This window comes from Psychrobacter proteolyticus (genome assembly GCF_003350005.1).
Taxonomy (GTDB): domain Bacteria; phylum Pseudomonadota; class Gammaproteobacteria; order Pseudomonadales; family Moraxellaceae; genus Psychrobacter; species Psychrobacter proteolyticus.
In genome coordinates this window covers 345,004-358,316 of the sequence record NZ_QLKS01000001.1, presented here as the reverse complement: position 1 = coordinate 358,316, position 13,313 = coordinate 345,004, and the positions used below count along the sequence as shown (strand labels likewise).

Below are 13,313 nucleotides of genomic sequence, written 5' to 3'. Positions count from 1 at the left end.
GTAACGATTTCAGACTTATCACTTGCCAGATATTTTCTCATTAAGATATCGCCGACTTAATAATTTTATTTTAATAATCGCAAACCAATACTTAACATAACAAATTAAAAATAAGGATGATTATGTCAACCAATACTACTAGTGCATATAGCGACTTTCATTTGCAGTTCATCGCTGGTGAATGGCAGACTGGTAAAGACGATAGCACCAACAATAATACCAACCCATATAACGGTGATACGCTTGTAGAGATCCAGCAAGCGACCAAAGATCAGTTGAATAAAGCCTATGATGCTGCAACCCAAGCTCAAGAAACGTGGGCTAAGCAGACACCAGCAGAGCGTTCTGCAGTATTATATAAAGTGGTCAACATACTGGATCAGCGCCAAGAAGAAATCGTTGACTGGCTAATCAAAGAGTCGGGCAGTACTCGTATCAAAGCCATGGTCGAGTTCGGTGCGACGCGCGCGATTACCCTGGAAGCAGCGACATTCCCTAATCGTGTCCATGGTGAGATTCGCCCATCAAATACTCCTGGCAAAGAAAACTTTATTTATCGTGAGCCAATCGGTGTTGTCGCTGTTATTAGCCCATGGAACTTTCCACTACATTTAACTCAACGCTCTATCGCGCCAGCCTTAGCACTTGGCAATGCAGTGGTACTCAAGCCTGCTAGCGATACGCCAGTGACTGGTGGTTTACTATTGGCCAAAGTATTTGAAGAAGCGGGTCTACCAAAAGGCCTGTTAAACGTGGTTGTGGGTTCAGGCAGCGAGATAGGCGATGCAATCGTTGAACACAAAGCGTCAAGTTTTGTGTCATTCACAGGATCAACTTCAGTGGGTAAACACATCGGTGAGCTAGCTAATGGTGGTGAGCATATCAAACAAGTGGCACTTGAGTTAGGTGGAAACAGTCCATTTGTTGTACTCAAGGATGCAGATATTGATCAGGCAGTAAAAGCAGCCGTGTTCGGTAAGTTCTTGCATCAAGGCCAGATTTGTATGGCTATTAACCGAATTATTGTTGAAAATGAAGTGTACGATGAGTTTGTAGAGCGTTTCTTGTCTCATGTTAAAACGTTACAGGTAGGTGATCCTAACGATCAAGGTACTGCTATTGGCCCAATCATCAATGAGAAACAAGTTCAGTCACTTAGAGATAAGATTGATGAGGCACAGAAAGAAGGCGCAAAAATGCTCTTGAGCGGTGAAATCAATGGTCAATTAGTCCCGCCCCATGTCTTTACCGAAGTTACTAGAGAGATGGATATTGCCTATAATGAAATATTTGGACCATTGATAGGCATTATTCGAGCCAAAAATGAAGAGGATGCTTTGTCGATAGCTAATGACTCTATGTATGGCTTATCTAGTGCGGTGTTTACCGCAGACATGCAAAAAGGTTTACGTTTCGCTCGTGGTATCCGAGCAGGTATGACCCATATAAATGATATTCCAGTAAACGATGAAAGTAACGTGGCTTTTGGTGGTGAGAAAAATTCAGGTATCGGCCGTTTCAACGGTGAGTGGGTACTAGAAGAATTCACCAGAACACATTGGATCTCAATGCAAAATGAGCCACGTGAATATCCGTTCTAATTGTCATACAGTAGAATGCTAATAGCTAATAAAAAAGACCGCTTATATAGCGGTCTTTTTTTGTGTGTCATTTGGCAAATTACTGATAATGACGTATTTGAAGTTGGTCAATCTCTTATCTAGCATGAAAGCCAAGTAACCCTTCAATCTCTTCCATAGTCATGCGTCTTACCAGTGCTTGTTCTTCTACCGACAGGCGATTGGTGTGCTCTTTTATCATTGTATGAATACTTCGCGATATCTCAGAGGTGGTCGCGTAATACATTTGAGGCTGCTCTTTTGTCAGTCTCATCAAAAATCGATTGATAAGTTTACGCTTTTCATCTGATTTATTTTCTTCAGTCGTAGTATTATTTTGAGTCATGGTGTTCTCCTAGAGGTAAGCCATTTAAGCAGTCAGATACATGAGAGTCAATGCTTATAAATGGTTTCTGGGGCTGAACGCATTGCCTTACAAGTATTAGGCTAGCATCATGGTTGAATGCTAAGTATGTTTTACACTGTATATGATATTTCAAGATTAAAGACTAAGTATTAAAATAATAAATTAGCGCTAAACAGCCAGAAGGATAGGGTATGTCAAATCAAGCAGCGAACAATTCAGAGAACAATAATGTCACATTGGTGCTATTCCATAATGACTTGCGGGTAGCGGATAATGCCACTCTATTAAAAGCATCTGAGATATCTAATAATGGAAAGCTGCTATTGGTTTATGTCTCATCGTTGACAGATGTATTAGACGATAAAAACTATTACGATGCCTATCATTACGACAGTATGGGGCAAGCTCGTCAGCAGTTTTTGCATGAGAGTCTAGCTGATTTAAACGCGTCATTGATGCAGCAGGGTAATAGGTTGCTTTATTTACAGAAAGACGATGAAGCATTGGACATCTTTACTCAGTTGAATGATCTAATTGCGCAGCAACAAGTGACAGATATCTGCATCAGTCAAACGGGAGATTATAATCAAAACAAAGTATATGACCTTCTACAGGCGAAATATCCAGAGATACAGTGGCACATTCAAACGACGGCGACTTTGTTTGACGAGTTACCGCTAGAGAACCTGCCCAAAAGTTTTACACAGTTTCGTAAAAAAATCGAAACTGATTATGATTTGCTGCATGCAGAAAAAGATATAGCCATTTCTCCAACGCCAGAATCACTTGCTCCATTGCCTGAAAGTATACGGAGTAGGGACGAGTACTTTTTTGAATCGCAGTTGTCTAATCAGGCAGAGCTTGATAAACCATCGCAGCCGCCATCCAGTTTTACAGGTGGAGAGTCAAATGGTCTCAATCACTTAGGTACCTATTTTGGTTCCGATGCGCCCAGCACTTATAAAACTACCCGAAACGCGCTAGATGACTGGACACATTCCACAAAGTTCTCCGGTTGGCTTGCAAACGGCTCACTATCTGTAAACACGATATTGAATCGTCTACGTCGCTATGAGCGCAATATTATCGCAAATGACTCTACTTACTGGATATGGTTCGAGCTGCTGTGGCGTGAGTATTTCTACTGGTATACTGTCACCCATCGGCAAAAGTTGTTTTGGTTTAAGGGCATCGCTCAGCACGCGCCTTCAACTCAATTGGACGAAAATCTGTTAGCACAATGGAAAAATGGTACAACACAATATCCTATCGTCAATGCTTGCATGAACCAATTGCGTACGACAGGTTATATGTCGAATCGCGGACGACAGCTGGTTGCCAGTTGCTTTATTCACGAGCTAGGCCTTGATTGGCGCTATGGAGCTACTTACTTTGAGCAATATCTTGTTGATTATGATGTCTGCAATAATTGGGGCAATTGGCAATATCTGGCAGGCGTGGGTGCTGACCCAAGAGGGTGCAGGCAGTTTAATCTCGACAAGCAAACCCAGCAATACGATCCAAATGGTGATTTTATTCGTCAGTGGCAAGGCAACACTCAAAAGAGCGATTAATGTATGTTGAAAACTCCCACTCAACAGGTGACAACCATTATTAGACTAACTATAAGATAGGTTTAAACAATGAAAAAGCCCAGTCCTTATCTAACCTTTGCAAGTACCGTCCACTTATAGCCTGTGCATTTTTGCTGATAATAAACGTTGTTGATGGACCTATACTTGGCTCAGTGGCCGATACACTGAGCGCTTATGGTCTAGTGATTGGGTTTATTGATAGCTTCTTTCTAGATAGATCTATATGTATAGCGTACGGCGGATTTGTATCTGCTTAAGACTATACTGTATCTAACTTTGGACGAGCTTTCTTAATTGCTTTTAACAATGCTTTCTCAAACCCACCTTCTTTGAACTGAACAAGATAAGAATGCGCAGCACAGAAATTGCGAACGTCACGCCATTCATGAGCCAAATTGGTCGCCCAGTCGCAATATTGCGCGCCAGCGTTTGGCTCGTTTTTCAGTGCTTTTTTGGTCGTAGGATGCAGTATTAGCTCAGGCAATACAGCTTCTAATAGCTTAATTGGTGGACTCATAAAAGTATCATCTACGTGTAAGCTTTGGCTGGCAGAATGATAGGCCAATAAAGAACCTGCATGAATCATCTCATTAGGCGAGATATAGTAAATGCCCTCTGACATTGAAAACTTAAGCTCAGGATAGCGTGCAGCGACTGCGTCACTTTCAACCAAGTCATCTGCCCAATTGATTTCTGGTACTTTTTTATGATGACGGCTACTGCCATAAAAGGTGGCTTGCGGGAAGTCTTTGGCCATTTGAGCACAGCTGACTGTATGAAACGGATGTACGTTCAGCACCGCTTCGACATTTTGACCATTATTAGTGAGTGCCATAACCTCATCTCGAACATCACCTTTTAGGGCGTAACTGTCCAAAAAGATAAATTTCCCTGATGGTAGTTTGACCAGCGAGCATTGAGTACCGATGTTTAGCACGCCAGCGAGACGGAATGTTCCGCGTATGTTCCAAAATCCTGCGCCTAAATCATGAATGTGATCAGTCATTTATAATTTTCCTCGTCTAGTAAATTGAATAAAATATGTAAATAAAACAAAGCTACTTTTTCATTGTAAACTTTGTTTTTCGAGTTGTTTTAATAATATGTTTTCTAAAGGTTCACGCTTTTATGCTTTTTCAAGCTCAGGGCGAGCCAAATCAATCGCTGAGATAAGTGCTGTCTCAAACTGACCATCTTCAAATACCACTAAGCCTGAATGTGCGCCGCAAAAATGACGAACATCACGCCACTCGTGTGCCAGCTCTACTGCCCAGTCACAATAATGCTTAGCTGCGTTTGGCTCATCTTTGAGCGCTTTTTTGGTAGTAGGGTGTAAGCCTAGGTTAGGCTGCACGGTATTTATTAACTTGGAAGGGGGTATCTCAAAGGTATCATCGACATAAATGCTCTGGCTAGCAGGATGATAGACCAATAATGAGCTGGCATGAACCGTCTCGTCAGGTGAGATATAATGGATGCCTTGAGGTATAGAGAATTGGAGTTCAGGGTAGCGCGCAGCAATGGCATCGCTTTCGACCAAGTCGTCTGCCCAATTGACTTCAGGTACTTGCTCTGGATGTCGGCTACTGCCATAGAATGTGGCTTGCGGAAAGTCTTTTGCCATTTGAGCACAGTGTACTGTATGAAACGGATGAACATTGAGGACAGCTTCGACATTTTGACCGTCATTGGTCAATGCCATGACTTGCTGACGCACATCACCAGTTAATGTATAGCTATCTAAAAAAATAAATCGCTCTGATGATAGTCTTATGAGCGCACATTGAACACCAATATCAAGTATGCCATTTTTAATAAATGAGCCTCGAATACTCCAGAGTCCTGCACCCAAATCATACATTTCATCAGTCATCAACATTGCTCCTTAGTCGTTCATTTATTCAATCGTTTTACTTGTTTGTAGCACCCTATAGTCGGTTCAATATAATTTGGATACAAGGAAGGCGAGTGAAAGCACTACAATTTGTAGACTAAGCGAGCCTGAAACCGTATCCAATTTATAGAGGATTGACTATACGATTATTAATTTTTATGGCAGTAAAGTCTGTAAGAAAAAAGATAGAAGCAATGTAAATGTGTAAAAATAAAAAAGAGTTGTTATTCAAATGTCATTATTAACAGTGAAAGCTGTTCTTCCTTTCTTAAGTAGGTTAAAAATAGCTTATAAACAGTCTTCGTAATCATAGGCTGATATACGAGTATCATCTTTGTAGCTCTCATTGCCACATAAGAATTTATCGAAACGGGTATCACCATTAATATAACGTTGCATCCATGCGATAGCAGGCTTGCTTAATAGCTTTTCGTTAAAACGATGACTGGCACAGAAATGACTGCCGTTGTTAATCTCGACCTTCATTTTTGGACCGTCAGCTTTTTGATAAAAGGTATTGGTGTATTTTTTATTCGGGGCGATACGGTCATTTTCACAAGCGATGAATAGAGCAGGCGTATCCATCGCGCCATAGTTTTTATCGTGATAGGGCGTTTGTGCAATGATGGCTTGCACCGTACTGCGCTCAGTTGCCAGTCGTAGTGCACCACCGCCGCCCATTGACCAGCCAATCGCGCCCAAACGATTTTGATCTATCATATGACCTACTGTTTCATCAGCGATGAGATGATCGAGAGCCGCGCTCAATTGCTCAGCACGGCTATCTGGGTTATCGTAAATGGAGCTAGTATTAATAGTAATAACGACAAATCCCCAAGAGGCTAAACGCGGTCCCCACCATTTGATAGAAGACTCATAAGACACGTAACCTGGCACCACCGCGATACCACCTAGTAGACCACAGTTAGCAGCATCCGTTGGATAGTGTATGGTACCGCCACCAAAACCATTGGCTGATTGGCGATTCACGTGCTTGGACTTTACAGAAAACGGACCGTTATCACGTGTTTTTGTGAGCTCAGTAGCAGTGATAGCGTCATCCTTTATACAGTCTAATGCCGCTAGTGAGTTTGTAGAGTTAAATGTCGATACGACTGGATTAAGGCTTTTAACCCTAGTTTCGGACACAGTTATTTCTGCTACAGCCATCGTAGAGAAAACCAATGTACTCATCGCAATAATCAGTTTTGAAAGCACCATATTTTTCATCATAGTAAATTGTATTCTAAAAGATTGTGTAGTCGTGCACGTCTCTAGGTTAGAAAAAATAGACGTAGGTAGTGATTGTTAACTGTCACTGTTATCAATCGTTAAAGTAGTTAAATGATTAACAAATGCGTCAACAGCATCTAACCATACTATCCTGTATATGCAATAAACGTAACGTTGATCATGACCTCGTGAGTCGAAAACTGTCTTCACCGTCTTAAGTCGAAATGTGATTCCTAGTCAAGTTTTTCTACGATAATCTCGAACCCAAATAAAGAATCTATCAAGAGGCAATAACACTTTTAAACCTGAGTATATTAGTGAATGTGCTACCATAATTTGCCTGTCATTATGATGAGCATTTATCGTTTAATAACGGTGATTTTGCTTATACATTTAGCATAAGCAAAATCACCGTTATTCCTCTCTATCATCCACGCCAGTGACGGTTATTATTTGCAGTCATGGTATAACCAATATAGTCAGATCCCCTGTGAATAATTCTAAAGATCAGATCCAAGACATAACAGCTGTGCCACCAGTCACCTCCAATCATTCAACGTCGTGGATATTGAAGCTCACAATTGGTCTAATAGGTATGTTTGCTTTTTTGCAAGTATATTCTATCCAAGCAGTGCTACCAGTCATGATGGTGGACTTTGCTGCGACTGAAGTACAGGCTGGCATGATCGTTGGTGCCACTGTATTGGCCATTGCCATCATGTCACCATTTCTAGGCATGCTTTCAGATGCGGTCGGGCGCAAGTCGTTTATCGTTGGTGCTTTATTGTTTTTGGCGATACCGACAGCGCTCATTGCCCAGAGCTCGAGCATTGAATGGGTCGGCATTTGGCGCTTCATGCAAGGATTGTCCGTACCGGGGATTACGGTGGTGACAATTGCCTATATCGGTGAGGAGTTTGAGGGCCGGGCGATGACTGAGCTGATGTCCTTTTATGTGTCAGGATGCGTGCTTGGCGGCTTTATGGGTCGGTTCTTGCTGGGGCATTTGCATGAGTTGATTGGCTGGCGTCATGGTTACTATGTGATGACGGCAATGACCTTGCTAGGCGCGATATGGGTCGGCAAGATGCTACCATCGTCTCGTCACTTTGTGGCCAATCCTAATTTTCGCTCAGCGATACAGACGCTGGGTGAGCATGTCACCAATCGCTATGTGGTGACAGCTTGTCTGCTTGGCGCTTGTGTGCTGTTCTCCCTTGTAGGCTGCTTCACTTTTATCAATTTACATTTGGCAGATAAGCCTTATGAGCTTGGTACTGGTGCGCTCGCCAATATTTTTGCAGTATATTTGCTTGGTGTTATTATCACGCCATTATCGACGACATTGCTACGCCGATTTGGATCGGCGCGTACAGTACGGGTGGCTATCGTCGTATCTATGGTCGGGGTGTTATTGACTCTGGTCACGCCATTATGGGGGGTGATTATAGGACTGGCTATTATGTCGTCAGGTGTATTTATCACACAGTCAGCGACTATCAGCTATATCGCGGTCAATGTGAAAAAAGGCCGCTCATTGGCTTCGGGTCTATATTATATGGGCTACTATACAGGCGGTACGCTAGGGGCATGGCTGGGTGGCATAGCTTATGCGCGAGGGCAGTGGTCTCTTACCGTATGGTTGTTATTGTTTGTGCAGGTACTGGCGTTATTAATAGCCAGTTTTGGAATGATTAAAACCACAGTACGTGCAAAGTGACTGACTGACTGTCTGTAGTGTATGTTTGGTCGGCCGTCTTGTGATACTTAATGTAAGACCGCTTTACACAGCGCCGCTTTTTTCTTACTATCAATAACGATGTTAGGGTCTGTTGAACATTCAAATATTAGGGCTGCTGATTGCTAAAGGTGCACCAAACGAGGCGCAAGCCGCCGATAATGTCGAGACCTTAGCTAGGCTTGCAACAACGTTTGGGGTGATTTTAGCATCAGCCTTTCAGGGCAGTACTATTTTTTGCCAATATGTGGAGAAATTGTCTAACCTAGGATGACTAGGCGTCAAAAATTGCACTGCATATTGTCTAAAAAATAGTGACTGCCAGCACCACATTTGAATGTTCAACAGACCCTATTATTATAAAAATTAAAATGGTTAGCGCAGTAGATTTTATGCTGCTATTAACTTGATTATTATTGTTACTTATCCCTTATAAGTACGACAAACAAGGAAGTCAGATCTATGTCAAACATTTACCACAGTGCACCATCTGCCTACGATTATCCATTACTGGTCAAGCAGTTATTAAGCCGTGCAAAAACGGTATCGCAAGATCAAGAGATTGTGTATGCGGACAAAAAGCGCCTGACTTATAAAGAGTTGTTTGAGCGTATCAATCGCTTGGCCAATGTATTGGCAGACTTAAAGCTTGATGCAGGTGATGTGGTTGCCGTGATGGATTGGGACAGTCATCGCTATCTTGAGTCTTATTTTGCCGTGCCAATGTCAGAGTACGTTTTACAGACCGTCAATATCCGTCTATCGCCTGAAAAAATACTTTATACAATCAACCATGCCAAGCCTAAAGTGCTCATGCTCAACTCTGAGTTTGCGCCATTGGTTAAAGACTATCAGTTCGAGAACTCAAGTATTGAGCATATTATCTGGCTTGATGACAACGGTGTCACTGCTGAAGGTATCTTTGGTAGCAATCAAAGCCGTGTCACAGGCGAATATGAAGCGCTATTAGAAGCTGCCAATAGCGAATTTGATTTCCCGGATTTTGATGAAAACACCATTGCGACGACTTTTTATACGTCAGGCACGACAGGTGATCCAAAAGGGGTTTTCTTTAGCCATCGTCAGCTAGTACTACATACACTAGCAGAAGCGGCAACTTTGGGTATGCTGCCTGATAAGCAAGGCGTGAGCTATGGTGATGTCTATATGCCGATGACGCCAATGTTCCATGTGCATGCATGGGGGTTTCCATTTACGGCGACGATGGTAGGTTTAAAGCAAGTCTATCCAGGTCGTTATGCGCCTGATACGTTGATGGATTTGATTGTCAATGAAAAGGTCAGTATCACCCATTGTGTACCAACGATTTTGCAAATGGTACTTAAAGAAGCACAAGATCGCGACGCTAGCTTTAATGGTCTAAAAATGATTATTGGTGGTTCAAGATTGACCGAAGGTCTAGCAAAAACGGCCATGGCCCAAGGCATTGAGGTCTATACAGGCTATGGTATGTCGGAGACAGCGCCGCTCATCAGTTTGACCCACTTTAGCTTAGATGAGCCAGCAATGACGGAAGAAGAAGACATTGCCCGTCGTTGTATGACAGGTAAACCCGTACTCATGGTTGATGCTCAAGTATGGGGTGAAGGCAACAAGTCAGTGGGAACTGGACCAGACAATACAGGCGAGCTGGTATTGCGTGCGCCTTGGTTGACCCAAAGCTATCTCAAAAATGACGACGCTGGCAAAGAGCTATGGGAAAATGGCTATATGCATACCCAAGATATTGCGTACATACGTCCTGATGGCTATATCAAAATCACCGATCGCTTAAAGGATGTGATCAAATCAGGTGGTGAATGGATTTCATCACTAGAGATTGAGACCATTTTATCATTACATCCGTCAGTGGCTGATGTGTCCGTGATTGGGGTGCGTGATAAGCAATGGGGTGAGCGTCCATTGGCTTTGGTGGTATTAAAGCCTGATGCTAAGGATACCAGTGCTGATGATATCAAAGCGATTGCAGAAAAAGCGGTAGAGCGCGGTATCATTCCTAAGTATGGCGTGCCAAGTCAGTTTAAGTTCGTTGATGAGCTACCAAAAACTTCCGTTGGCAAACATGACAAAAAAGTCATGCGTGAGATGTATGCCAATCAAACTGAAATTTAATTAGTATTAGTTAGATTTTCAAATATTTGTATTCGTAAAAATGTAGTGCGTATTACACGCTTAATAGTTGACCTTTACGATAGGCTCTGCTACATTTTAAACCGATACGATATGTATCGGTTTTTTAATTCTGGCAAGGATGACCAGTATTTATTAAGACATGGTTTTTTATAGTTGAAGCATTTTAGAGTTAGTATCAGCCAGTTGCACGCAGACAGTGCGCCGCGCGAGGTGAATACCGTTATAACTTATTGAGTGTCTTAACTATAAAATACTATTGCCTCATTTCTCGTTTATGCTAAGGATAGCTACTATGAGCGACCATTCCCAATCCCCAGTTTCTACCCAAACGACAGACACGCCAAACTTCGCTGATATTTATCATGAGTCTATTACGGATCGAGAGCAGTTTTGGGCTGAGCAGGCGAAGCGTATCTATTGGCATAAAGAGCCTGAACAAATTTTAGATGACAGTAATCTGCCTTTTGCCAAATGGTTTGTCGGCGGTGAGACCAATCTTTGTTACAACTGCGTCGATCGCCATCTGGCAGACCGTGCAGAGCAAGATGCCTTTGTGTGGGTGTCATCAGAGATTAATCAAGAATTGATAGAAACCTTTCCAGCGGTCGTTGATTCGTTTAAGGATCTCGGCAATAACGTTGAGTTTTATACAGACTATACCAAGCGTCGCCTGACTTATAATGACTTGTATAAAGAAGTTAATTATTTTGCCGATGTGCTACAGCGTCACGGTATTGGCAAGGGTGACCGTGTCATTATCTATATGCCGATGATATTAGAGGCGGCTTATGCCATGCTGGCTTGTGCTCGTATTGGTGCCGTCCATTCAGTCGTGTTTGGTGGGTTTGCCGCCCATAACTTGGCTATCCGTATGGATGATGCTGAGGCCCAAATGGTCATTACCGTAGATGCAGGGTTGCGCGGCGGTAAGGTTGTCAATTACAAAAACCTCGTCAATCAAGGCGTTGAGCAAGCGACTGTCAAACCAGAGCATGTCTTAGTGATTAATCGCGGAATATTGCCATTCGAAACAAAAGACATCGATGTCGATTATGCGACCGAGCGTCGTCATAGCTGTGAAGCCAATGCAGTCGTAGATCCAGTTTGGCTTGAGTCAAATACCCCATCCTATTTGCTTTATACTTCTGGTACTACTGGCACACCAAAAGGGGTGCAGCGCGATACGGGTGGTCATGCCGTCGCGCTGACGACGTCGATTGATTATGTCTATGATGGCAAGGCAGGCGAGACGTTCTGGGCGATATCTGATATTGGTTGGGCTGTAGGACATTCTTATACTATCTATGCGCCGTTACTAGCAGGTATGACCAGTATTATGTATGAGGGCTTGCCGCATATGCCAAACCCTGGTATCTGGTGGCGTATCGTTGAAGCCAACAAAGTTAATATTTTATTCACCGCACCCACAGGCGTGCGCATGCTCAAAAAACAAGATGAAAGCTGGATGACGCGCTACGATGTGTCTAGTGTGAAGTCGTTCTTTTTGGCAGGCGAGCCGCTTGATGAATCAACGGCTAGTTGGTTGACTCAGCATCTAGGCGTACCAATTTTAGATCACTATTGGCAAACAGAATCTGGTTGGCCAATCTTGAGCCATACGCCAAAGTTCAATCATAAGCCGCACAAGCAGGGATCACCTGGTTACCCAATGTATGGCTATGAAGCGCATGTCATCAACGAGGAAACGGGCGATCCTTGTCAGGCTGGCGAAAAAGGATTGCTTGCAATTAAAGCACCACTACCACCTGGGTGTCTCACCACGGTATGGCGTAATGACGAGCGCTTTATTAGCAGCTACTTTGGTCTGTTTGATGGTCAGCAGTACTCAACCTCGGACTATGCAGTGACAGATGAAGAGGGTTATTTTTATATCTTAGGACGTACCGATGATGTGATTAACGTTGCAGGACATCGCATAGGCACACAAGAGATTGAAGAGGCCATCAGCACACATCCAGAGATGGCAGAGTGTGCCGTAGTGGGTATTCAAGATGAGCTAAAAGGCGAGCTACCTATTGCGTTCTGCGTCCTAAAAGATCAGACGCAAATTGAAACCACCGAAAACCGTTTCCGTATCGAGCAGCAAGTGATAGGCGCTGTCGTCAAATCTTTGGGCGGTATTGCGCGACCAGCTGCTATCTATTTCCCGCAGGCACTGCCAAAAACTCGCTCTGGCAAAATATTACGTCGCTCAATTCGTGCTCTGGCGGAAAACCAACCGACAGGAGATATGTCAACGCTTGATAATCCAACCGCTATTGATGCGATCAAGCAGGCGATGAAAGATTATTGATTGGTATAAATTAGCCTTATACAAACCAATGATGGTATTCATCAGGTATGAAAGTCAGGTTAACTTTAAAAAGCTCATGAGTAATCATGGGCTTTTTTGTTTTTGTTATTTAGGGCGTGTCCTCAATTCAATCGATAGTCATCTAAATGGGTTAAAAATGGCTAAATCTTGCCAAACGGCGTCAAATAGCTGACTAATATCTCGATATTATCTGCGCTATTTTCCTTGTTTGACTGCAATTTATCTCATTTTTATCACCATTTTTAAAATGAGGACACGCCCTATGTAATTCTTTATAAGAACACTCGTCAGTAAAATAAACTTAGATAAAATTTCGATAAAGCGCTTGACCGTAAAAATGATTTATTGTTATAGTCAATAACGATACAAAATAAATCA

At 42.8% G+C, this 13,313-nt stretch carries 9 protein-coding genes; 5 read left to right on the top strand and 4 right to left on the bottom strand.

Features of this window, described 5'->3' with window-relative positions; translation table 11 throughout:
* Positions 1–122 precede the first annotated feature (122 nt).
* A complete protein-coding gene (locus DXK30_RS01405; RefSeq protein WP_114700135.1) occupies positions 123–1,601 on the top strand; it encodes an aldehyde dehydrogenase family protein in 1,479 nt (492 codons plus the stop codon).
* A 115-nt stretch (positions 1,602–1,716) separates the two neighbouring features.
* Here the strand turns inward: DXK30_RS01405 and DXK30_RS01400 are convergent, their stop codons facing one another.
* Positions 1,717–1,965, bottom strand: coding sequence for a hypothetical protein (locus tag DXK30_RS01400; RefSeq protein ID WP_057760515.1), 249 nt, complete (start codon positions 1,963–1,965; stop codon positions 1,717–1,719).
* A 212-nt stretch (positions 1,966–2,177) separates the two neighbouring features.
* Here DXK30_RS01400 and DXK30_RS01395 point away from each other — a divergent pair, with 212 nt between their 5' ends.
* Positions 2,178–3,560, top strand: a complete 1,383-nt coding sequence (locus DXK30_RS01395; protein WP_114700134.1) for a DASH family cryptochrome — start codon at positions 2,178–2,180, stop codon at positions 3,558–3,560.
* A gap of 280 nt (positions 3,561–3,840) precedes the next feature.
* On the opposite strand, the gene DXK30_RS01390 is transcribed toward DXK30_RS01395, so the two are convergent.
* From DXK30_RS01390 to DXK30_RS01380, 3 genes are all read right to left on the bottom strand, one after another.
* Positions 3,841–4,587, bottom strand: coding sequence for a hypothetical protein (locus tag DXK30_RS01390; RefSeq protein WP_114700133.1), 747 nt, complete (start codon positions 4,585–4,587; stop codon positions 3,841–3,843).
* Positions 4,588–4,707: 120 nt separating this feature from the next.
* Positions 4,708–5,454 carry a hypothetical protein gene (locus tag DXK30_RS01385; RefSeq protein WP_114700132.1) on the bottom strand — a complete coding sequence of 249 codons (747 nt, stop codon included), beginning with the start codon at positions 5,452–5,454 and terminating at the stop codon, positions 4,708–4,710.
* 309 nt (positions 5,455–5,763) lie between these two features.
* Positions 5,764–6,696 carry a dienelactone hydrolase family protein gene (locus tag DXK30_RS01380; protein ID WP_162799500.1) on the bottom strand — a complete coding sequence of 311 codons (933 nt, stop codon included), beginning with the start codon at positions 6,694–6,696 and terminating at the stop codon, positions 5,764–5,766.
* Positions 6,697–7,237: 541 nt separating this feature from the next.
* On the opposite strand from DXK30_RS01380, the gene DXK30_RS01375 reads away from it, so the two are divergent.
* The 3 genes from DXK30_RS01375 to DXK30_RS01360 all read left to right on the top strand — a co-directional run bounded on the left by DXK30_RS01375 (position 7,238) and on the right by DXK30_RS01360 (position 12,914).
* Positions 7,238–8,428 carry an MFS transporter gene (locus DXK30_RS01375; RefSeq protein ID WP_201568044.1) on the top strand — a complete coding sequence of 397 codons (1,191 nt, stop codon included), beginning with the start codon at positions 7,238–7,240 and terminating at the stop codon, positions 8,426–8,428.
* A gap of 480 nt (positions 8,429–8,908) precedes the next feature.
* A complete protein-coding gene (locus tag DXK30_RS01365) occupies positions 8,909–10,579 on the top strand; it encodes a fatty acid--CoA ligase (protein ID WP_114700129.1) in 1,671 nt (556 codons plus the stop codon).
* A gap of 313 nt (positions 10,580–10,892) precedes the next feature.
* Positions 10,893–12,914: a propionate--CoA ligase gene (locus DXK30_RS01360; protein WP_114700128.1), complete on the top strand. Its 2,022-nt coding sequence runs from the start codon at positions 10,893–10,895 to the stop codon at positions 12,912–12,914.
* The last annotated feature ends 399 nt before the right edge of the window (positions 12,915–13,313 follow it).

What these genes read in the sequence shown, in the direction of transcription:
- DXK30_RS01405 (WP_114700135.1), top strand. Translation starts at nt 123, where the DNA reads ATGTCAACCAATACTACTAGTGCATATAGCGACTTTCATTTGCAGTTC.
- DXK30_RS01400 (WP_057760515.1), bottom strand. Translation starts at nt 1,965, where the DNA reads ATGACTCAAAATAATACTACGACTGAAGAAAATAAATCAGATGAAAAG.
- DXK30_RS01395 (WP_114700134.1), top strand. Translation starts at nt 2,178, where the DNA reads ATGTCAAATCAAGCAGCGAACAATTCAGAGAACAATAATGTCACATTG.
- DXK30_RS01390 (WP_114700133.1), bottom strand. Translation starts at nt 4,587, where the DNA reads ATGACTGATCACATTCATGATTTAGGCGCAGGATTTTGGAACATACGC.
- DXK30_RS01385 (WP_114700132.1), bottom strand. Translation starts at nt 5,454, where the DNA reads ATGACTGATGAAATGTATGATTTGGGTGCAGGACTCTGGAGTATTCGA.
- DXK30_RS01380 (WP_162799500.1), bottom strand. Translation starts at nt 6,696, where the DNA reads ATGGTGCTTTCAAAACTGATTATTGCGATGAGTACATTGGTTTTCTCT.
- DXK30_RS01365 (WP_114700129.1), top strand. Translation starts at nt 8,909, where the DNA reads ATGTCAAACATTTACCACAGTGCACCATCTGCCTACGATTATCCATTA.
- DXK30_RS01360 (WP_114700128.1), top strand. Translation starts at nt 10,893, where the DNA reads ATGAGCGACCATTCCCAATCCCCAGTTTCTACCCAAACGACAGACACG.